General features: G+C 33.9%; 23 protein-coding genes and 1 tRNA gene. 8 read left to right on the top strand and 16 right to left on the bottom strand.

Annotation, left to right across the window (positions count from 1 at the left end):
• Positions 1 to 10 precede the first annotated feature (10 nt).
• The 4 genes from JNUCC76_RS10215 to JNUCC76_RS10200 all read left to right on the top strand — a co-directional run bounded on the left by JNUCC76_RS10215 (position 11) and on the right by JNUCC76_RS10200 (position 3,601).
• Entirely contained in the window at positions 11 to 1,567 is a 1,557-nt protein-coding gene (locus JNUCC76_RS10215; RefSeq protein WP_454154572.1) for an ABC-F family ATP-binding cassette domain-containing protein, read from the top strand.
• Between the two features lie 35 nt (positions 1,568 to 1,602).
• Positions 1,603 to 2,364 carry a biotin--[acetyl-CoA-carboxylase] ligase gene (locus tag JNUCC76_RS10210; RefSeq protein WP_454154570.1) on the top strand — a complete coding sequence of 254 codons (762 nt, stop codon included), beginning with the start codon at positions 1,603 to 1,605 and terminating at the stop codon, positions 2,362 to 2,364.
• Between the two features lie 123 nt (positions 2,365 to 2,487).
• Positions 2,488 to 2,575: transfer RNA gene (locus JNUCC76_RS10205), tRNA-Ser, on the top strand.
• A 762-nt stretch (positions 2,576 to 3,337) separates the two neighbouring features.
• Positions 3,338 to 3,601, top strand: coding sequence for a hypothetical protein (locus tag JNUCC76_RS10200; RefSeq protein ID WP_454154568.1), 264 nt, complete (start codon positions 3,338 to 3,340; stop codon positions 3,599 to 3,601).
• 49 nt (positions 3,602 to 3,650) lie between these two features.
• Here JNUCC76_RS10200 and JNUCC76_RS10195 read toward each other — a convergent pair whose 3' ends face one another.
• On the bottom strand, positions 3,651 to 3,932 hold the full coding sequence (locus tag JNUCC76_RS10195) for a hypothetical protein (protein ID WP_454154566.1): 282 nt from the start codon (positions 3,930 to 3,932) through the stop codon (positions 3,651 to 3,653).
• A gap of 5 nt (positions 3,933 to 3,937) precedes the next feature.
• On the bottom strand, positions 3,938 to 4,066 hold the full coding sequence (locus JNUCC76_RS10190; RefSeq protein WP_454154564.1) for a hypothetical protein: 129 nt from the start codon (positions 4,064 to 4,066) through the stop codon (positions 3,938 to 3,940).
• A 599-nt stretch (positions 4,067 to 4,665) separates the two neighbouring features.
• Between JNUCC76_RS10190 and JNUCC76_RS10185 the strand changes: the two genes are divergently transcribed.
• Positions 4,666 to 4,983 (top strand): hypothetical protein, encoded by a 318-nt coding sequence (locus JNUCC76_RS10185; RefSeq protein ID WP_454154562.1) that lies wholly within the window; start codon positions 4,666 to 4,668, stop codon positions 4,981 to 4,983.
• Positions 4,984 to 5,111: 128 nt separating this feature from the next.
• Here the strand turns inward: JNUCC76_RS10185 and JNUCC76_RS10180 are convergent, their stop codons facing one another.
• From JNUCC76_RS10180 to JNUCC76_RS10140, 9 genes are all read right to left on the bottom strand, one after another.
• Complete coding sequence (locus JNUCC76_RS10180) at positions 5,112 to 5,618, bottom strand: DUF3021 family protein (RefSeq protein WP_454154560.1); 507 nt, start codon at positions 5,616 to 5,618, stop codon at positions 5,112 to 5,114.
• Positions 5,615 to 6,052 (bottom strand): LytTR family DNA-binding domain-containing protein, encoded by a 438-nt coding sequence (locus JNUCC76_RS10175; RefSeq protein WP_454154558.1) that lies wholly within the window; start codon positions 6,050 to 6,052, stop codon positions 5,615 to 5,617. The genes JNUCC76_RS10180 and JNUCC76_RS10175 overlap by 4 nt, the downstream gene beginning before the upstream one ends.
• A gap of 1,081 nt (positions 6,053 to 7,133) precedes the next feature.
• The gene (locus tag JNUCC76_RS10170; RefSeq protein WP_454154556.1) at positions 7,134 to 7,706 is read right to left on the bottom strand and encodes a hypothetical protein; all 573 of its coding nucleotides are present in this window, start codon (positions 7,704 to 7,706) and stop codon (positions 7,134 to 7,136) included.
• A gap of 270 nt (positions 7,707 to 7,976) precedes the next feature.
• Positions 7,977 to 8,216, bottom strand: a complete 240-nt coding sequence (locus JNUCC76_RS10165; protein ID WP_454154554.1) for a hypothetical protein — start codon at positions 8,214 to 8,216, stop codon at positions 7,977 to 7,979.
• Positions 8,217 to 8,229: 13 nt separating this feature from the next.
• Complete coding sequence (locus JNUCC76_RS10160; RefSeq protein WP_454154552.1) at positions 8,230 to 8,589, bottom strand: hypothetical protein; 360 nt, start codon at positions 8,587 to 8,589, stop codon at positions 8,230 to 8,232.
• A 165-nt stretch (positions 8,590 to 8,754) separates the two neighbouring features.
• Positions 8,755 to 8,907, bottom strand: a complete 153-nt coding sequence (locus JNUCC76_RS10155) for a hypothetical protein (RefSeq protein ID WP_454154550.1) — start codon at positions 8,905 to 8,907, stop codon at positions 8,755 to 8,757.
• A 270-nt stretch (positions 8,908 to 9,177) separates the two neighbouring features.
• On the bottom strand, positions 9,178 to 9,753 hold the full coding sequence (locus JNUCC76_RS10150; protein ID WP_454154548.1) for a DUF4352 domain-containing protein: 576 nt from the start codon (positions 9,751 to 9,753) through the stop codon (positions 9,178 to 9,180).
• A 131-nt stretch (positions 9,754 to 9,884) separates the two neighbouring features.
• On the bottom strand, positions 9,885 to 10,070 hold the full coding sequence (locus JNUCC76_RS10145) for a hypothetical protein (RefSeq protein ID WP_454154546.1): 186 nt from the start codon (positions 10,068 to 10,070) through the stop codon (positions 9,885 to 9,887).
• A gap of 140 nt (positions 10,071 to 10,210) precedes the next feature.
• Complete coding sequence (locus tag JNUCC76_RS10140) at positions 10,211 to 10,747, bottom strand: GNAT family N-acetyltransferase (RefSeq protein WP_454154544.1); 537 nt, start codon at positions 10,745 to 10,747, stop codon at positions 10,211 to 10,213.
• Positions 10,748 to 11,061: 314 nt separating this feature from the next.
• On the opposite strand from JNUCC76_RS10140, the gene JNUCC76_RS10135 reads away from it, so the two are divergent.
• Positions 11,062 to 12,231, top strand: a complete 1,170-nt coding sequence (locus tag JNUCC76_RS10135; RefSeq protein ID WP_454154542.1) for a DUF2075 domain-containing protein — start codon at positions 11,062 to 11,064, stop codon at positions 12,229 to 12,231.
• Positions 12,232 to 12,282: 51 nt separating this feature from the next.
• Here JNUCC76_RS10135 and JNUCC76_RS10130 read toward each other — a convergent pair whose 3' ends face one another.
• From JNUCC76_RS10130 to JNUCC76_RS10115, 4 genes are all read right to left on the bottom strand, one after another.
• A complete protein-coding gene (locus tag JNUCC76_RS10130) occupies positions 12,283 to 12,798 on the bottom strand; it encodes a ClbS/DfsB family four-helix bundle protein (RefSeq protein ID WP_454154540.1) in 516 nt (171 codons plus the stop codon).
• 97 nt (positions 12,799 to 12,895) lie between these two features.
• Positions 12,896 to 13,399 carry a DNA topology modulation protein gene (locus tag JNUCC76_RS10125; RefSeq protein WP_454154538.1) on the bottom strand — a complete coding sequence of 168 codons (504 nt, stop codon included), beginning with the start codon at positions 13,397 to 13,399 and terminating at the stop codon, positions 12,896 to 12,898.
• Between the two features lie 179 nt (positions 13,400 to 13,578).
• Entirely contained in the window at positions 13,579 to 14,187 is a 609-nt protein-coding gene (locus JNUCC76_RS10120) for a TetR/AcrR family transcriptional regulator (RefSeq protein WP_454154536.1), read from the bottom strand.
• A gap of 335 nt (positions 14,188 to 14,522) precedes the next feature.
• A complete protein-coding gene (locus tag JNUCC76_RS10115; RefSeq protein WP_454154534.1) occupies positions 14,523 to 15,071 on the bottom strand; it encodes a GNAT family N-acetyltransferase in 549 nt (182 codons plus the stop codon).
• Between the two features lie 403 nt (positions 15,072 to 15,474).
• On the opposite strand from JNUCC76_RS10115, the gene JNUCC76_RS10110 reads away from it, so the two are divergent.
• On the top strand, positions 15,475 to 17,091 hold the full coding sequence (locus JNUCC76_RS10110; RefSeq protein WP_454154532.1) for a leucine-rich repeat protein: 1,617 nt from the start codon (positions 15,475 to 15,477) through the stop codon (positions 17,089 to 17,091).
• Positions 17,092 to 17,155: 64 nt separating this feature from the next.
• On the opposite strand, the gene JNUCC76_RS10105 is transcribed toward JNUCC76_RS10110, so the two are convergent.
• Positions 17,156 to 18,094 carry a multidrug resistance efflux transporter family protein gene (locus tag JNUCC76_RS10105; RefSeq protein WP_454154530.1) on the bottom strand — a complete coding sequence of 313 codons (939 nt, stop codon included), beginning with the start codon at positions 18,092 to 18,094 and terminating at the stop codon, positions 17,156 to 17,158.
• A gap of 195 nt (positions 18,095 to 18,289) precedes the next feature.
• Here JNUCC76_RS10105 and JNUCC76_RS10100 point away from each other — a divergent pair, with 195 nt between their 5' ends.
• On the top strand, positions 18,290 to 19,651 hold the full coding sequence (locus tag JNUCC76_RS10100; RefSeq protein ID WP_454154528.1) for an aminotransferase-like domain-containing protein: 1,362 nt from the start codon (positions 18,290 to 18,292) through the stop codon (positions 19,649 to 19,651).
• The last annotated feature ends 46 nt before the right edge of the window (positions 19,652 to 19,697 follow it).

Below are 19,697 nucleotides of genomic sequence, written 5' to 3'. Positions count from 1 at the left end.
ACTTATTGTTATGGCATTATTAGAAATTTCAGGCCTTTCAATGGCCTACGCAGAAAAAACTTTATATGAAGATGCAGCGTTTGAGCTACAAGCTGGAGAACACATGGGAATTGTCGGCCAAAATGGTGCTGGTAAGTCAACACTTATCAAAATCATTACTGGTCAGGAACTTCCTCTTTCTGGTAAAATCGAATGGCAAAAAGGCTTAAAAGTTGGTTACTTAGACCAGTATGCAGAAATTCCTGAAGGAATGACGCTGGTCGATTTTTTGCATACAGCTTATCAAGACTTGTATGATAAGCAAGATCGTATCACCGAATTATACAATGAATATGCAGAGAGCCTATCTGAGAAATTGTTAGAACGAGCCGGTCGTATGCAAGAAGAGCTTGATGCCGCTGGTTTCTATGATGTGGATACTAAAATTGAGCGTGTGATTTCTGGACTGGGTTTGGAAGCTATCGGACGGACGAGAGAATTAGAATCAATGTCGGGTGGTCAACGTGCAAAAGTTATTTTGGCTAAGCTATTGTTAGAAAATGACGACGTTATTATCTTGGATGAACCAACAAACTATTTAGATGTGGCCCATATTGAATGGCTTGAAGATTTCCTACAGTCTTTTGAAGGCTCAGCGATGATTATTTCGCATGATTTTGACTTTTTGGATAAGGTAACAAATGCAATAATTGACTTATCTTTTGGCAAAATTACTAAGTTCCGTGGCTCATTCAAAAAGGCAATGCGCCAAAAAGATGAACGTGCTGAACAACAATTACGTCAATATGAAAAACAACAAGGCGAGATTGAGAAGGCTCAAAAGTTTATTGCTAAAAACAAAGCTCGTGCTTCAACATCAAAACAAGCTAAGTCTCGTGAAAAAATGTTGGCAAGAATGGATCGAGTTGATCCACCTTCAGAAGCATTACAGGCCAAGTTTAATTTTCCTTATGTTAATTCACAATCTGCAAATGCATTGACAGTGAATGAACTGTCAGTCGGTTATGTAACACCAGTGTTAGAACCAGTAACTTTTTCAATGACTTCGGGACAAAAAGTTGTTTTCAAAGGGTTCAACGGTGCTGGTAAATCGACATTAATCAAATCAGTTTTGGGTGTTATACCAGCACTTGGAGGTGAATCGGAATTTTCTCCATCTGCAATCGTGAATTATTTTGATCAGGATTTAGAATGGGATAATGATGAGAAAACCCCACTACAAGAAATGCAAGACCGTTTCCCTAAACTGGAGCCTAAAGCTTTACGAACACGGTTGGCTGCTGCTGGTATTAATGCTGAAAATGCACAAAAGCCATTAAAACAGTTATCCGGTGGTGAACAAACGAAAGTTAAATTGGCTATTATGGAAATGAAGCCAAGCAATTTCTTAATTTTAGATGAACCTACAAATCATTTAGATGAAGGAACTAAAAATGCGTTACGAAAAGCAATTGATAAATTCCCTGGGAATGTTATTATTGTTTCCCACGAAACTAGCTTCACTAAGGGGTTGGGAGACAAAGAATTAAACGTTGCTGCGTTAAGTTATAAGGAAGAAGCAGAATAAAAGGAGTGTGCGAACAGTCGCACAAATTTTATAATATGAATTTAATCACACAATCAAGTATGCCTAAACAAATTACAGTGATTGATGTGGTTGACTCAACAATGATAAAAGGCCGAGACATGCTCAATGCGGGTGTGTCTAGGCCTTTTGGCGTTGTTAGCAACCAACAGACGGCTGGTTATGGAAAGAAGGGGCGTTCATTTTTCTCACCTAAAGGAGCGGGTATATATCAAACATTTGTTTTTGATATTCAGAATGGATTCGATGCAGGTCTATTAACTACGGGGGTGGCTGTATCGGTTGCTCATGCAATTTTCAAAGTTAGTGGTATCCAAGTTGATCTTAAATGGGTAAATGATTTATACTTAAACGATCGCAAGATTGCAGGAATATTAGTAGAAGGTATTTTAACAAATAATGTCGTAACTCAGGTAGCTATTGGTATTGGTTTAAATATTTTGCCCACTGCTGTTCCACAAGAATTAAAACATATTGTTGGAACATTAGGAGTAGATGTTGATAAAAATTTGCTCGTACAAACTATTTTTTCTGAAATTGTAAGTGACTTTTCCGACTATAAAAGTGGTCTACATCTTGCCTATTATCGTAAGCATTCATATTTAAACAATAAACATGTTATTTTAAAAACAGGTAGTGCAGATGTTGAGGGAGATATTTGTGGTATTGGAAATCATGGAGAGTTACTTATAGAGCAAAATGGCCATATTTCAGCGTTTATTAGTGGGGATGTGATTAAAGTAGTTCTAAGAGAAGGAACAGGCAATGAGGACAAATAAAGAGCATGTAACGTACTAGCTCTTTTTTCTCATAAGACTCTTGATTTACTTTAAATAAAGGCCTTATGAATAATTTTGGGTATTGCTATCCGTTCTAAATTCTGGTATATTAGTTATTGTTATGGAGAAGTACTCAAGCGGCTGAAGAGGCGCCCTTGCTAAGGGTGTAGACGTGTTAAAGCGTGCGAGGGTTCGAATCCCTTCTTCTCCATTTAGCATTTCATGGCGTTGCATAAGGTTTCAAAAACCTTGATGTAGCGCCTTTTCTTATGAAAAACTTTGCACTGTATTTCATAGCATTTCACACAAAATGGAAAAAATTTTGGGAAACATTTTAAATACGCAAGTAAGCAGTGTAACGGCATTTAAGCCGTTTTTTTTTGACTAAATAACACATAAATCAGCATGTGGTACATATTACATAAATATACGCATAATAATGATCTAAGTTAAAATTAGACCGTCATTTTCGTTATCAATTTAATTGATAACGAGGTCTATCAGATTGACAGCGAACAAGTGTGGACACAACAACGGTTGTTTCGTCATAATTAATGGAATATTCTACACAAATGCGGAAATGGTGTAACGAATGGTTTTGCCACAACTGGCAGAAATTCTCCACGAGTGGGGGGAATAAGAACAGGTGTACTTTTGGGTACGCCTGTTACGGCAGCAATTCGAGGTACGACCGTTAATTACTGATTATCAAATCTTAGCAAGTATAGGTAAACCTACGGTTATCCAGTTTTGGACAATTTTGACTAAAACAAATTTTCTATCTGTGGAGAAACTAGTTCTCAGATAGTTGGGAACTAGAATAGGGTAGTGGTTATTCTAAAGTCGCAAAACACGACCTTTGCAAGTGGGGGTGAATTACGGATACTTAAGGTAACGATTTGTACTTTAGCATAACGACAATTTGTAATAAGTACATTGTTGGAGTAAAATTCTCACTAAAGGAAAACTTCAAATGTCAAAAAAAGAAAATTTGCTGGAATTATTGCAAAAACTAGATGTGAATAGGGATGAACAAGTTTATGTCAATAAAGCCATTCATCAACTAACAGATGAAAAGCAAAACGAACAGGCTGTTACTCGTAGTTTAGCGCAAGACTTTAGATCACTTGCCTTAAACCAGAAGTTATCCGAACAAGGATTAAAGCTTTTCACAGAGTTACAGAAACCTAATTTTGCAAAAGATGTTGTTCGTTTATCTGCAACAATATGGTTTTAAATTTATATTTAGTTCAAAAAAACCTGATTATTCGGAGGCTTTTTTCTTTCTAAAAATTAATATTTGGAAATATGGTTTGAATAAATGTCAAAAGATTTAATACGCTAACCAGTGTGTAAGCTGAAAAGGATGGCCATTTTTTATCACGAAAGCGGTCAATAGCATAAGTTCCAAGTAGCGTGGACAATAAGAATGATAAAGTAGCTCGTGCATATGTTCGCACATAACTATCATCTGGTTGAGTAAAACCAACGATTGCTATCATTATTGCAAGTACAGACAACAAAACTCTGAATTGAAACATCTTGCTATGTATATTTAAGTCTTCCATACATCCTATCTTTCTGTCTCTGGCTTATCGTCAGAGGCTTTTTTATTTTGATTTAATTCAATTTGTCGTAACTTTTTGATAGATAACATAAAATCAAGTTTATCATCTTCGTTCAGCTTATTCAATTTTTGCATCACAATGCAGTTGCGTTTGTAATATTCATGCCATCTATATACTTTTGTGGTTCTGAGATAGTGTAATTTATGCCACCTAGAAAATCCTCTCTCATAGTCTCAAAATTTTTTTTAGTAATGAAATCAGTTCTTTTTGTCGTACTTCTTCATTTTTTGTAGGTTTTGGAGTATTTTCATCAAGTATTTCATTATCAAGCCAGAATAATACACGGTTAAAAGCTCCTGACGTTTTTATTTGCAGAGCATATACAAAAACAGTACATAGAAGCATATTATCTTATTAATTGCATATTAACAGTTACTATACGCATAAATAGTTGTTATGATTGTATATATATATACAGTGAATAGATAGGAGCATATATGACGACCACATGGACTAATCGTGAAATATTAAAAAGCTATTTTCGAGGGATAATAGATTTAAAGATTGAGTACATGAACAATTATCCAGATATGAATAACGATTATAGACGTGAAAATGAAACTTGTATAAAGACAGTTAAAACAACTTTATACGCATAGCATAGTTCGTGGTCGTTGTGAACGACAAGAAAATCGCTATCACGCAATGTTATAGCGACATAAGAAGTAATATAATGGCAGATAGCACAGATATGTTGTTGCGTGATTACTTCTCTGGTAGATTGAAGCTCATGCAAAAGATTAATCCACAATGCAAACGAGATATTGCTGATATAACATTTTGCTTATCAGTAATTAAACCAGAACATCAGCATGCAATTACTCAGTATTATAGTGATAAGTTCATTACATGGGATGAAGTATGCAATGAATCAGGTAAAAGTAATTCATCATTAAGAACATGGCGTAATGATTTCAAAAGATTACTACATGTGATCATGCGACATGGAGATGAATTTATTAAATTGAGACATGAAGCATTACATTCGTAGTGCTTTTTTTGTTTGTAATAAAAAAGTACCCCTGCCCGTATGTTGTGGGAGGGAGCGTCACAAGGTGATGTTCTGAAAAAGTTTAAATAACATATAAGGTAATAAATTGTGTTAAAGTCAGCAAAACCTTAGCTGTTTTTTGCTTTTAGTGCTTTATTTAGTTTACGCACTTGATGACGATAAGCAAGCCATAGTGACGTATAGACAACTAAGTAAATGACAAAAGATTCAGTGATTGGAACAATAATAAAATGAAACATAAAGCTATTTAATCCTACCTGGTTAATGTATAAGTTTTTCATTTGATCAAGTGGTTCACCTATTGGGTAAATTGAGAGCATTGCTAACAACGAGAAAATAGTAACATTCAAAAAAAAATTCAACATAATATGATACAATTTGTGATCTTTAACATCTTGAAACAACTCATTTGCAGAGAAAACTGTGATGCCGAAAGCCCAGTATATCAGGATAGCTACTGTTGCATTGTAAATTGGGTTCTCAAGTTGTACCGAAAATAGATGTAATAAATTGAAGCTACCTCGACCAAATAATAAATAAATAATAGCACTTAATGTTGTTCCAATACCAGTACTGACCATTGTAACAATAAAATATTTTTTTATTTTGCTCATATTCCAAAATACTCCTTTATTTTTTGTAAATAACCTCTACTCGAATAAGTGGCATCAGCTGACTTTAAAAAGATTTTAAGTTTACCACCAAATGTAAATTCAAATGAGGTTATCTTATTGGCATTAACAATTTCTGAGTTAGAAATTCTTAAAAAGTTATTGGGTAATTTTGCATATAATTCTTTAAGCGTTTCAGACAACAAAAAAGTTTCCGAAGTTTCTTTTAAAGCATATATTTTCTTATCGACAGAATGTATTTTGACGATTTCTTCATACTCTAAATAATATTTTTTATTATCTTTTATGCCAATTAATTTAAAAGAAGTATTTTGAAGTTGACTAATCAAACGTGAATATTCGGGAGTCATTTCTTTTATAGTCAGTATCATATTATCCTCTTCAATATGTTTATCAATTTTAATCTGTATATTCATCGTTATAGCATACCAACTTATCTTTCTCCTTTTGTTCCTATTAATTATCTAATTATTTTTTTATTTTGGGAATAGTAGTTTGACAAATAGTTTAATTTTGATGACAGATTGTGTTAAAAGTAGGATACTTGGCACAATTACCAAAAGATATAATATTTGTTTTTCGATATCAATATAATTGATATCGAGGTCAATCAGATTGACAGTGACATGATAGGTTCTATTTTGTAAATACTTGATACCATCAAAAATGATAGTTGCAAATAGGTAAACACTGTAATATAGACATTTATAGCAACTTAAAAACTAAACTGGTCTTTTTAAACCAGTTTAAACCAGTTTAAACCGGTCGATTTCGACCTGTTTTACATATGTGATATCCCTAATAAAAAGAATTAGACGAAGCATAAAAAGAGACTTAATTACCCAGATCATGACGACACATAAAAAGGAGTCGGTAAAATACAGATACCTGACGTAGCAAATTGCGACATCAGCTTAAACTAAATACATATGTTATTGAGTTGCATATCTTACTAACAAAATACAAGTGTAGGCAAAACTACGGTTGTTAATATTGAATCATAGTACATTTAACAAATTTCATCCCCGAACACGTCCGTATAGTATATTTGCTGATATTCAACGCACGTTAGGTTAAATATAGAGTTTAATATATGAACAAGTATATTTATACTAAAACAATTAATAACGCTTAAAATGGCTCTCACAGCGTTTAGTAGAAGTAAATTTTAATGTATACTGTATTATATAAAATTGTGAGTAAGGAAGTATTATGATGTTGAATATTATTTATTGGCTAGTTGTTGTAATATTAATTTTAGTTGGTGCTTTGTTGATCTATAAAAAACATAAGTATAGCAATGTAAAACTAGCTTGGTGGGATTACTTATTATATGTTTCTGTATTTATATTATGGCTCTTAGTTAAGAGAAATGTTGATACTACATATTTTGTTTCTTTAGTTACCACACTAGCTGTTATGTATCTACTGTTAGCCACGCACAACAAAAGTTAATGATGAAAAACCACGACCTATATTAAGCATAGAGCGTGGTTTTTAAATTACATACTTTGTATCTCCCAGATTTTTAAGAATAGTGTCGTATTGCTTACTTATCTCATCAGCATGTTTTTGTTTGTCAATATTTATTACACTATATAGCAACAGAGCCTTATTAATTAGTTGGTCAATATGCTCAATCTTGTTGTTATAAGTACTCCAGTACATGCCTTTTGGTTTGTTATGGAGTGATAAAGTGATTGGGTCACAACGCAAATAACTATAAAATGCCCATTCGAATTTAGGGTTCAGTTCTGTGCGAGCTTTAGACAATAGACGATCATAATACAAAAACTTTGAAATACTGTCACGTTGTACTGTATTTTCTTGCAGTGGGTAATGTGATTTGGCACAGATACGACAAGCCATTACTGAATTCACATCATATAAGGTGCCTTTACGTTTACCACATACAGGGCAGACAAACCAATAGCGCATACCATCATAATTAGGGGATGTAGTTGTGAGTTTTACTTTATGGCCATTGAATCTAACGTAATCCGTAACACTATGAATATTAGATACAATATTTTTTATATTTAGTTGTTTATAGTCTGTAACTGTACGCATATATTGTCTAAATCATTAAGCAAATTTTGTGACCTTTTGCAACCTTAATTGATTGTATAAGTCTATTGTACTTGATGTAGTAAGCGTTACAAACCTTGTCACAGTGTGTAACCTTGTTACAAAAAAGGTACATTTTAATGGTCACAAGGTCACATTTAGCGTTGCAAAAACATTGCATTTTGTTGCAAGATTTTGTGTACTGTTTGTTTCATGTTTCATCCCCAATTAATTTTAAGATATGTATGCACTCTATGAGCGCTTTTATTTAACTTAGAGCCAAGGATTTAGTATAAAATATAAACCCAACAATAAAAATAGACTACTTAGCCAAGTTAACTTACCATCTTTCTTAATATCTGCGACAATAGAAAAACCTATTAAAATACCAAAGAAAGATGTTCCTATTTTGGTATAAATATTATTGCCTGTTATTATTGTTGCCGTTAGTAATGCAATTATTATAGACAAGCTGATTACTGTGTTTAAAATGATCCATGTCTTTTGTTTCATGCTTAATCCCCAATTAATTCCTAATCAATTCTAGTTTCTCTTTTGTATTATCTGTAACAGGCGATAGAGTGTAGTCTGTGCTATCCGTGTTCATAGAATATGTATTAGCATAATCACCACTATTAATTTTTAAATGATCATTATTGTCTACACTATAAGTGCTTTTCGTAGTTTTGCCACCTTTTGTAATAGTTAGCGTATTCTTACTAAAATGAACAGTACCAAGTGTTTTATTATTAGATTTAGATTGTAGCTTCCAACTAAATTTTTGTAAAACTTGCTGTGTTGTCATGGAATGTGGTGCATTTACCACTTTCACTCCAATAAAAATTAAAATAACTACTACAGAAATGATACCTAAAAATTTTTTCATGAGTACTTCCCCCAATAATGCTTTTAACGTGGTTCTGCACGTATTATTTGCTGTTAGTTATCCCCGCCCATAGTTTGAATAGGGAAGTGAAACACAGAGTTGTCTCCCTTGTTAAAATAATGAGTTATTTTTCGTTTTAAGTCACTTACTGATAGTAGGTGGATTTTATTTATATACAAAATAAGTCAAGAGGCTAATAAAACTTGATACTAACATCAGTATTCCAGCCCACTGGTATTTTTTATTTTTTTCATCTTTACTTAACATTAAAAATGTTAGTCCACTTACGGCCATTGAAAAAGCTATTAATAAATTCATGAAGTTCCCCCAAGTTATATATTCTTTATAACAGCACTCTCGAGCGACATAGGTATATCGAAGTGCGCCATTAAGTCATAAATTTTGCTGTATCTTTCTGTTTTCTCGTCAAAGTAGAGGTCAACAGCAAGAATTTTTAATGCATAGGAATTGGTACTAATTTTAGCGTTGTGCTGGACAACATTTATTAGGGTTTTAATATAGGCCACTTGATACCTAGTCAAAATAGCCACGGAAAGGTAATGTGTTTCTTACTTTCAGTTTTAAATCTTATTCTTGATTCAGTTTAAAAGTTATTTTCCCTTTGTTAAGATTAGTATTTTGTTGGTAAATTAACTTTAGTTGATGATTTGTATTTGCTTGCCCCACAAGGTTTCCCGTTGTTGATTCACCTTTACGTAAGGTGCCGCTGTCTAAAGAATCAGTTACGTTATAAGAAGACTCCGTTGTAACTGTTTGTTTACCATTGTCATCAAGGTGAAAAAAGTATGAATCATAATCAAATTTTTTATTAGTATGATTGGTAATGGTCATATTGACAACAACAAATTGATTTCCAGCAGCTAATTTATCAATTTTTTGGTAACCATCTATGAAATTGAAGTCATTTACTTTAAACTGAATATCCTTATATTCTGCTGTCTCACCGACTTTAAAAATTGATTGCGGTTTTAAAGTGTTTTTGGATGAGGTTGTATCAACTTTTTTAACTGAATCACCAGAATACCTGGTATAAACTTGCCAAAAGCCAATAATGACTACAATTACTATTATTAGCGTGGTAATCCAAATACTTTGATAAAAACTTTTATTTTTGGAACGTGTTTTTATATTTTTTCTGCTCATATTTTTTTTTTCATTTTATATGCGCATTAAAGCAGCAAGTTATTTGTAATGGAACAGCAGCTATTTACCGGTTTTATTTTTATGCTTTGTTCCCATTAAGGCTTTTTTAATATGCGATGCTTGATGACTATTTAAAATGTCCGGTCTAGGTCTTGTGAATATAGCCCTAGCGCCTGAGCATATTGATATTGAATATAGGCATTAAACGGATATTTTGCATCTAATTCTTTTAAGATACGGTTGGACGCCTTAAATTCTTTTTCATGTCTCATTTTTAGTGCGGTTTTTAAAAGAATATTGTCTTGAGTGGTCATCATTTGATTTCAGTTCCAACCTTTAATCTCAACAGGTACAATTTTGCCATTCTCATCCATAAATCATTCTCCCAATTCTTTTAACGTGATTCATGCATGTTAACTTGTTTATGTATGCACTCAATGAGTGCTTTTATTTTTTATTATTGCCTTGCATACCAGTCTTCTTGGAAAATCGCATAATAGTCTATATCAATCCATTTTCCGTTGTAAAAAATTTCATTCTTGGCTGTACCTTCTTTGACGAATCCCGCTTTAGTGTAGGCTTTTACAGCGCCGATATTGAAGGGGTATACTGAGAGCTTAATTTTGTGCATGTTGAGATTATTAAAACCATAATCCAAGATTAAAGACAAGGCTTCAGTGCCATATCCCTTTGATCGGTCTTCCTTTTTGGGGAAGCCAATACCAAGTTCGCAGGAATGATTGCGTACACTGATATCAGATAGATCAACAAACCCAACTAAACTATCATCACTGACTTTTCGAATGGTAAATTCAACATTTTCATAGCTGTTGGAAGCATCCCTAAATATTTTTTCCCAGTCTTCCGCGGTGTAAGGGTGAATCATATCACTAGTTAACGGCGTTAAAAAATCTTCGTCCCATTGCCAACTAGCTAACTTTTTTCCATCTTCTTCGTGGTAATGCGATAGTTTTACATTTTTACCTATAAACATGATCTTCTCTTTTCTTTAATATGCATTAGTGAGTTTCCTGTAAACAATTAAAGAAATATGCAGCCTAATTCATCTTACTTGCAGTCATAATGCAACTCCGTTGATACATCTTTTATCGTGGATAAGTATTTGCACGTTAATATTGGGAACACTTTACTTTACTTTGCTTATATAGTATCAAATAGTGAAAGGACACGAATACTATTAGAAAAATCTTAAATAAATGTTAACATGATGAACCTTGTGGGGATAACAATAAAATCTGATGTTTCCTTACTAAGTCTGTATAATAAATACAATAGGAGTGAATCGCAATGAATAAAATTTTAAAAGATCAGTTCATGATTGATCAATTATCTGATAATCAGAAAGAAACCATTACAAGTATAAACAGTTATATCAACGAGAGCATTAAAGGGAATCAGCATGCTGTGGCAGTTATTCAAGGAGCTGCCGGTACTGGTAAATCAGTTGTTTTAATGAATTTAGTCACAAAATATATGACGGATAAACGCTATAAAACCGCGTTAGTTGTTAATCATCCCGAATTATTTAAAGCTTATCAAGATCTTGCCCATGATATTCCCGGTATGAAAGAAAAGGATATCTTGCGTCCCACAGCACTCATTAATCGTGCCCAGAAAAACAATTGGAAATATGATGTTATTTTCGTAGATGAGGCACATTTATTATATTCAAAACCAGAGCCTTATGCACACTATCGAGGTGAGAACCAACTCACAGATTTAATGAACTTAGCCAAAATTGTGGTGGTGGTCTATGATTTTGCACAAGTTTTTCAATCAAAAATGTACTGGTCACAAGATTTATTACGTCAGACCGTTGGCAGTCATCCATACCGACAATTTGATATGGATTTTCAATATCGTATGGTTGCTAGTTCAGAACAAGTACAATGGATGGATGACTTAACAGCACAAAAGCCATTAATGCCTTTTCCTTGTAATAGTGATTTTGACTTTAAAGTATTCTCAACAGCAGGGGACCTATATGAGGAAGTTAAAGCTAAAAATCGCGAAGTTGGGCTGAGTCGTGTTGTCGCAACTTCTGGATTTCCACGCATCGATGGGCGCCATAATGTTGAGATGGACACATTTTCTTTACCTTGGGATGAATGGGATCCACAACGTACACACTGGGCTAAACGTGAATCGTCTATTACACAAGTAGGCACAATTTATACCTTACAAGGATTTGATTTGAATTACGTGGGCATGATCATTGGTCCATCATTTGGCTATGACGACAAAACAGATAGCATGACTATTTTTCCAGAAAAATACTCACACAAAGAGATTTTTAAGAAGCGTAAGGATATCAAATTTACAAGCAAAGAATATCAAGATTTTATTGCTAATGTTTTGAATGTTTTAATTAAACGTGGCAAATATGGTATGTATTTAACAGCTTATGATGATCAACTAAGGCAACGGTTAGTTGATTTGTATCAAAATGAACGTTAAATTATAGTAAAAAAAGCCATGATAACAGTATATGTTATCATGGCTTTTTGTTTATTTAATCAATGCTAATTTTTTCCACTTACGAATCTTGGTTCTAAAAGTTTTAAAAGGTGCTACCGAGTTGATGTGAATCCATTTCCATACTGGCCATTGGGCTGGAGTAGTTGCCCACTTTCGCTTATTGGGTTCAAATAAAATGTCATCTGGTAAAGAATTTACAAGTTCACAAAGTTCATTAACACGTTTATTTAGCAAGTTAATCTTTTCTTCAAGAGAAAGGACAGCATAAGTATCATAAAATGATTGGTAGAGTCCGCCTAAATTATTCCATTTATAACCCTTTGCTGGCACAAAGACATCTTGACCAGCTATTTCATCTTTTTCCCAGTTCAATAAGGCGGTAATCCATCCTAACTGGTATGAAATGTTTTCGCTTGGTGTGCGATCAACATCTTGTATCCGTTTATTGCTAAGTGAATTTGGAATATTTGTAAATTCATCAATGTACTTTTTGTAACTGGTTTTAATGGCCTCGTTTAATGCGGCCTTGCTTTCATATGATTTCATTGGATAGGGTTCTTTCTATAAAGTATGATGGATTATTTGAGCGACCTAATTCAACGCTTGTTTTGATTACATGTATTTGAACAATTTTTTGCACAGCTTACAATTGTTCCAAAAACTGTTTTATCTGTTTTTTGTTTTTTAAGATAACAATATTTTTAGATTGATCTATCGTTTCAAACATGTTCATGATCATAACTTTTTGTTTATGGGGAAAGTGCCAAATCCACTTGAGAAAATCCAAATCTATTTTTTCCGGACAATTGTCTTGCATATCTGGACGTGAGGTGCCTCTATACTGCAGAAGACGTTTAAAAACTTGATAGATACATACAAATCGACTTCTATCTAGGAATATAATGGTATCGGCGGCAGCAACTCTAATATCTAGTGTGCCATTATAATTACCATCAATAATCCAGCTATCTTGACGAACTAAATTGTTAACAATGATGGCTTGTTCAGGTTTTGGCGTCATTTGCCAATTCGGTTTCCACAACAACTTATCTAAGTGAAAAACTGTAATGTTTAATAGTTTACTCATTTTGCGTGCTAACGTTGATTTTCCAGCACCGCCTGAGCCGATTAATAAAACTTTTTTCATGATTTTCCCTCACATTGCTTACTATTATAACTTTAAAACGATCAAATATAAATGACATTGTTAGGAGAAAGAATCGACTGTTATGAAAATTAGAGGTCATCAAAAGCGCGTAAAGAATTAGTGAAAAGTGGAGTTCGTTTTTTTATTAGCCACTGAAGTATAGGGAAATAAAAGTCTAATTATGCTGTTTGATAAACAGCAAATAATCGGCTTTGAATCAAAATTTTTGCTACATCACTTGGCGTTTCAGGATTAGCTTTTTGTAACCAATGGTCAATGATACTAACAAGGCTACTGCTTAATAACTCAATTGTGTAATCACTTGGTAAGGCTTGCAATATATGGTCACTAGTATTTTCGTATAGCTTTTTAAACAATTGGTCAAGTAGGCAGTTCATTTTGCAAATAAATTGTTTATCACCGTTTTCGGATAGCAAGGTTTGAAAGAAAAAGCGGTTATTATCTAGATAATTGAAAATATTAATCAAACTAAAATATGGCGAGGAGGGCGTAGATAGTATATCACCTGAGGGATTGTCTAGCCAAGCAACTGTTTTATTAATTGTTAAGGTGGAAAGCGTTTCAATGTGTTTTAATAAATTATTTTCCAATTTCTCCAAGAGATCATATTTATCAAGAAAATATACATAGAACGTACCACGGCTAAGGCCAGCTTGTTGAGTGATATCTGATATCCTTGTATTAGCAAAGCCTCTTTGATGGACTAAATTTATAAACACTGTGGTAATCTTTGTTCTGGTCAAGTTTTTCTTATCTTGTCTATTCATGCGTATATCCTTTTCAATAAGTGCCAAAAATCAAAAGTTTGTTGTAAGCAAGGTTAAGTATTTGCTACCTGAATAAAAACTATTTGATATATTACCTAAAGTAATCATAACACCTACATTAAAAGCATGCAAGTGAGTGCTTGCTTTTAATGTAGGTATTATCAGTACGCAGATAATAAATGATGAACGATGGAAAAATTGTTCAAAAAAGCAGATTATCAGTTGCATCACAACTAAAAAAGTTGGCGCTGAGATGTAATTAACGCTGAATTATCAATGAGATAGAAAAAACGCGGGATAACATTATGTTATTTCGCGTTTTTTAGCAATGATTATTATTGATACTCATTTTGGGAAGCATACCAGTCATTTTGGAAGATGGCGTAATGGTCAATATCGACCCATTTGCCATCATAGAAGACTTCGTTTTTAAAGGTACCTTCTTTGGTAAATCCATTCTTTTTGTAGGCTTTCACGGCTGGTGTGTTAAATGGATAGACGGTGAGCTTAATTTTATGCATATTCAAATTGTTAAAACCATAATCTAAGATTAAGCTCAAGGTTTCAGATCCATAACCTTTTAAACGATCTTCCTTTTTAGGAAAACCAATCGCTAATTCGCCAGTATGATTGCGTATGTTGAGGTCAAACAAGGCAACAAATCCGACCAATTCATTATTCTCTGTTTTTCTAACAGTAAATTCAACATTTTCTTTGCTTTTAGATGAACGTCTAAATATATTTTCCCAGTCCTCAGCGGTATGAGGATGAATCATATCATCTGATAACGGGTTATTGAACTCATCATCCCACTGCCATTCAGCAAATTTTTTACCGTCACCGTCATGATAGTGTGATAGTTTTACTTTTTTTCCTATAAACATGTCTGCTTTGATCTCTTTTCTTTAAATTGTCATGAGCTTTATGATCTGCACCAACAATTCAAATTTGATGCAGATTAGTTATTTTTATTTGCAATCATATGCGACTCCATATCGTCAACACCTTTTAACGTGAATAAGTTATTGCACGTTCTTATTTAATATATTTTAATGATATCAAATATAGCAACAGATTAAAATATATTAATTTAATATATTATTAACCTATCAATTGTTAAAAGATGTATTAATGAATAATGTGATTTATAATAAAAACAGATATAAGAAAATTATGAGTATGTGATGTTGCATTCGGTGTTAACAGAGCTTAGTCAGTTTTCTATCGTAAAACGTGTTGTGAAAGAGTCTTATCGCAGTACGAAATAGGTAGAGGAGGAATCAAAGTATGGTGTATAACGATTGTGCGGTTAGAAAAATTGGGAGCAAGTATCTTTTGAGCAGAATAATGTTCATTATGTTGTTTGTTAGTGGTGCATTATTTATCAATAGTGTGGTCGTTCATGCTGATGGCGTACCACAGGCGTCTCTCAAAATAAAAAATGGGGTTTTGTACGGTTTTTCGGATAATTCATCACAACATACAGGAGCAAAGGTTGTGATTCCAAATAATGTTACAAGTATTGCTAGCACTGCTTTTTACAATCAAGGCATTGCGAGTGTTGATTTTAGTTCAGCGACTAACCTAAAATCTATCGGAGATTTTGCTTTTGCTAAAAATCGTTTAACGACAGTGCAGTATCCCAATCTAAATGACAATAATTTAGGATGGTATATTTTCTATGACAATGCAATCAGCTCAGTCACGTTTGCTAACGGTGTGACACATATTAACGATGGTGCCTTTGCCAAAAATGCTAATTTGACATCGGTCACTTTTCCAGCAACAATTACATCAATTGGTGATTGGACATTTGCCGGTGATCGCTTAAAGACGGTTGATTTGACAACGATAAAAAATACGAATAGCTTAAGTGTTGGCTCCGGAGCCTTCTATGGAAATCAAGCTTCACATATTACGGTGTTGCCCAATAATGTATTAGATAGTAGTGGCAATCATCCGGTTCGCTGGTATGGTTATGAAACGTTTGGACAAAATACTGGGCAGGCGGATGCCGTTGCTAAGCAATATGCATTGAAGCATCAGTCTTATGGGAAAGGGGTATCTGGTAGCATAAGTAATCCACAAAGTTTTACTTATGATCACAATAATCCAACAGTAGTGACAGGTATTAAATCGGGTGTCACTACGCTGGGTAAAACTATTGTTATTCCTACGAATGTGACAAAGGTTGCTGCTAATGCATTTAAATCATTAGGCCTAACGGGCGTAGATTTCTCCAAAGCAACAAATCTGAAACAAATTGGTAACTTTGCTTTCTACGATAACCAAATTTCAAACACATTAACTTTACCTAACAGCCTAAACACTGATATATCAGGTATTGGCTGGTATGCATTTGCGTCAAATAATATAGCAAAAGTTAACTTACCAAATAATGGTCTGACAGCATTGAATGATTTTGTGTTTGCTAGTAATCAACTTACTAGTATCAACTTGCCAAACACTTTGAAAACAATGGGGGATGGTACATTCATTGATAATCAAATGACAAATATAATATTACCATCCAGTATTCAAAGGGTTGGTTCTGGATGTTTTGCTGGTAACTTAATTAGCAATACACGTGCAACAGAACTAACCGCCACAATTAGTGGTACAAATTCTGAAAAAAGTTTTTCAGCAGTATTGTATCCTTTTGGTGTAACTGATACCAATCAGTCGCAAGCAACTAGTGCAATTAAGAATCGCTTTGTAGAAATGAATGATGGGACTTGGAAGTACTTAGACAGCAATGGGGTACCTTTAACAGGTAAGCAGGTTATTGACGGACATACCTATTATTTTAAATCTGATGGCACACAGGTAAAGGGCTACTCTATCAAATTCAAGGACGGTAGTGTGCACTATTTTGATGCGAATAGCGGTGATATGTTGAACTAAAACGCAATCGTTTACTGTTGCGCTTTGATAAAAAATTAGTACTGTGGTTGATAACTCGGGAAGATTACTTGCGCAAACTAATGCCCAGTATGCCTACTATAATCACTAAAACACCCACGAGTTCCCAACTGAGTGAAAAAGGGTGATGGAGAAATATTGCGCTTAACACAATGGAAAAGACGAGCTCCATCGCTTGAGTAGCTTCAACCTTCGATAACGATTTGATTTCTCGAAAAACTAAGGAAGTTGCATGGAAAAATATAGCGGTCGCTATAATACCAGAAAATAGCGCCACTAAAAGGGTGGATACCATTGTTTTGGTGCTAGGAGCACCACTAATATAAAAACTAACAATAGCTAACAAAATCCATGTTGGGTAGGTACACAGTAGCATGCCCCACATTCTTTCGAGACCGGTAATTTTTGGCGCAGTCATCATAACTTTCCGGTTTCCAAGTGGATAACAAATAGCTGCAACCACTATCGCTAGTATTGATAGGTATATTTGGTTAGAGATTTGAATAGCACCCAAGTACTGGAGAATCGTTAGGAAGACACCGAAGAGAATAATAAGCATCCAAGGTAAACTTTGCCAAGGGAAAGGAATTTTTTTTGAAAGATTACCGATATTTAGTAGAGGCGTTGTTAGAACACCACAAACAATAGTTACCTGCCAAACACTGGCTATTAGCCAACCAGGTAGATAATTACTAGCTAGGCATAATGGAACATAAAATAGAACAAAACAGAAGTGGCTCCAGACCCACCAAGATAGAGGCTGTTTGCGTATTGATTGGTTAACTCGCCTAAAGGATCCTCCTAATGGAATGAATATCAAAGCAAGCATCGGCATCATCCATAAATATCGCAAGGAGGCAGACCAGAGCCAAAATCCATTTTTATTAGCAATAACTTCATTAAATATAAATGTAAGAGAGAAGAAGAAGGCAGATACTACGCCCAATATAATCGCTTGCATACTCTTTGATAACTTATTCATCATTCATTTATCCTCACTCTCTCAATGGACAATTTATAAGTATAAGGCTAACAGGAATCAAATAAGCATACAATAAAAAAATTGTATGCCATATAATTTTTATTGTGCATAGATTGATGTATACTGATTTTTAATGGACAGATATTTTAGTGGTTACAGATATTAATGTTGATAAATTTTACTTAGGAGGCTAGCGGGGTGAATAATTATGAATTATCATGGGTACCGAGCACGTTACCCCTTGAGAAACCTCTTTATAAAAGTATTTATCAATCCTTATATGATGATATTCTGACGGGTGTCCTTAAGCCACACGATCAGTTACCCTCGCAACGAGAGTTATCATATTTTTTGGATATTCACTTCACCACAGTGACACATGCCTATGATCTTGGTTTGAAAAATGGCTTATTATATACCGAAAAGGGGCGAGGTACTTTTATATCGCCTAATGGAATTTCTGATCATACTATTCAAGGAAAAGAAGGCGTAAATGATTTAGGTATTTTGAATGTAACTTCAGTTGAAAATAATTCAGCAGAATTTTATGTGAAAGAAGCTATTAAAAATATTCCCGTTAGAAAGTTACTACGCTATTTCACAAATGCATCCTTAGATGATAGTTATGCTAGGGCAACACAAAAGTGGTTTGAATATTTAAAAATAGATGTATCTGACGATATGGTCATTCTAATAACAAGTGGCGGTCAGAACGCACTCGCCATCATTTTAACTGCTCTATTTAAACCTTCAGATACCATAGTTGTGGATGACTTCACATATTCTAATTTTATTGAATTAGCTAAAACGTTGCATATTAAGTTAGTGTCAATTCCACAAGATGATGAGGGGATGAAGCTTGATCAGTTGGAAGATATGTTGACAACGCATACAGTTGCTGGTGTTTATGTCATGCCTTTTCGGTCGAACCCCACTAATGTTTCGATGTCCATTAGGCGGCGAGAGAAGTTAGCAGCGCTAAGCATTAGCCATAATTTTTTAATCATCGAAGATGATTATTTACGATACTTGGATGTTGAAAAACAGAAAGCCATGATTAACTTGTCACCGAATCATACAATCTATTTATCTAGTTTCTCTAAAATAGTTGCTCCAGGAATTCGCGTAGCGCTGGTATTGTTTGATAAAAAGTTTGAGCAGAAAATGAAGCATTCATTCACAAATCTCAATTTACAGGAGCCAACCTTAGATTTTGAAATTATTAAGTATTTAATTAACCATGACTTTGTTTTAAAGATAATTGATGGCCAAATTAAGCAGATAAAAACTAGTTTAACTTTATTTGAGGACGTCTTTGAAACAACGGTGCCATTGAGTCCATTTCAATGGATTAAGATAGATTCTGCAATTAATATTAAACAAGTGAAAGAACGTCTAGATAAGCTGGGAATACATGTATTGTACAGTCCGCAGTTTCAAGCAGGTGGTTGGAAATCAAATAACGACTATTTTATTAGAGTATCGATAACTGCCATTAATGATTTAGCAAAACTAGAGAAACTGTTGCTAACCATTAAACGTACGATTTCGTTGAGCTAAGCTTATAATCGGTGTCATTGATTTTGAAAATATAAATATAAAACAA

It is taken from the genome of Leuconostoc sp. JNUCC 76 (assembly GCF_053667755.1).
The sequence above is the reverse complement of the archived record's forward strand: the minus strand, read 5'-3'. Positions and strand labels throughout refer to the sequence as shown.

Excerpts from the sequence above, each read along its gene's own strand:
- JNUCC76_RS10215 (WP_454154572.1), top strand. The coding sequence starts at position 11 with ATGGCATTATTAGAAATTTCAGGCCTTTCAATGGCCTACGCAGAAAAA.
- JNUCC76_RS10210 (WP_454154570.1), top strand. The coding sequence starts at position 1,603 with ATGAATTTAATCACACAATCAAGTATGCCTAAACAAATTACAGTGATT.
- JNUCC76_RS10200 (WP_454154568.1), top strand. The coding sequence starts at position 3,338 with ATGTCAAAAAAAGAAAATTTGCTGGAATTATTGCAAAAACTAGATGTG.
- JNUCC76_RS10195 (WP_454154566.1), bottom strand. The coding sequence starts at position 3,932 with ATGGAAGACTTAAATATACATAGCAAGATGTTTCAATTCAGAGTTTTG.
- JNUCC76_RS10190 (WP_454154564.1), bottom strand. The coding sequence starts at position 4,066 with ATGCAAAAATTGAATAAGCTGAACGAAGATGATAAACTTGATTTTATG.
- JNUCC76_RS10185 (WP_454154562.1), top strand. The coding sequence starts at position 4,666 with ATGGCAGATAGCACAGATATGTTGTTGCGTGATTACTTCTCTGGTAGA.
- JNUCC76_RS10180 (WP_454154560.1), bottom strand. The coding sequence starts at position 5,618 with ATGAGCAAAATAAAAAAATATTTTATTGTTACAATGGTCAGTACTGGT.
- JNUCC76_RS10175 (WP_454154558.1), bottom strand. The coding sequence starts at position 6,052 with ATGAATATACAGATTAAAATTGATAAACATATTGAAGAGGATAATATG.
- JNUCC76_RS10170 (WP_454154556.1), bottom strand. The coding sequence starts at position 7,706 with ATGCGTACAGTTACAGACTATAAACAACTAAATATAAAAAATATTGTA.
- JNUCC76_RS10165 (WP_454154554.1), bottom strand. The coding sequence starts at position 8,216 with ATGAAACAAAAGACATGGATCATTTTAAACACAGTAATCAGCTTGTCT.
- JNUCC76_RS10160 (WP_454154552.1), bottom strand. The coding sequence starts at position 8,589 with ATGAAAAAATTTTTAGGTATCATTTCTGTAGTAGTTATTTTAATTTTT.
- JNUCC76_RS10155 (WP_454154550.1), bottom strand. The coding sequence starts at position 8,907 with ATGAATTTATTAATAGCTTTTTCAATGGCCGTAAGTGGACTAACATTT.
- JNUCC76_RS10150 (WP_454154548.1), bottom strand. The coding sequence starts at position 9,753 with ATGAGCAGAAAAAATATAAAAACACGTTCCAAAAATAAAAGTTTTTAT.
- JNUCC76_RS10145 (WP_454154546.1), bottom strand. The coding sequence starts at position 10,070 with ATGATGACCACTCAAGACAATATTCTTTTAAAAACCGCACTAAAAATG.
- JNUCC76_RS10140 (WP_454154544.1), bottom strand. The coding sequence starts at position 10,747 with ATGTTTATAGGTAAAAATGTAAAACTATCGCATTACCACGAAGAAGAT.
- JNUCC76_RS10135 (WP_454154542.1), top strand. The coding sequence starts at position 11,062 with ATGAATAAAATTTTAAAAGATCAGTTCATGATTGATCAATTATCTGAT.
- JNUCC76_RS10130 (WP_454154540.1), bottom strand. The coding sequence starts at position 12,798 with ATGAAATCATATGAAAGCAAGGCCGCATTAAACGAGGCCATTAAAACC.
- JNUCC76_RS10125 (WP_454154538.1), bottom strand. The coding sequence starts at position 13,399 with ATGAAAAAAGTTTTATTAATCGGCTCAGGCGGTGCTGGAAAATCAACG.
- JNUCC76_RS10120 (WP_454154536.1), bottom strand. The coding sequence starts at position 14,187 with ATGAATAGACAAGATAAGAAAAACTTGACCAGAACAAAGATTACCACA.
- JNUCC76_RS10115 (WP_454154534.1), bottom strand. The coding sequence starts at position 15,071 with ATGTTTATAGGAAAAAAAGTAAAACTATCACACTATCATGACGGTGAC.
- JNUCC76_RS10110 (WP_454154532.1), top strand. The coding sequence starts at position 15,475 with ATGGTGTATAACGATTGTGCGGTTAGAAAAATTGGGAGCAAGTATCTT.
- JNUCC76_RS10105 (WP_454154530.1), bottom strand. The coding sequence starts at position 18,094 with ATGATGAATAAGTTATCAAAGAGTATGCAAGCGATTATATTGGGCGTA.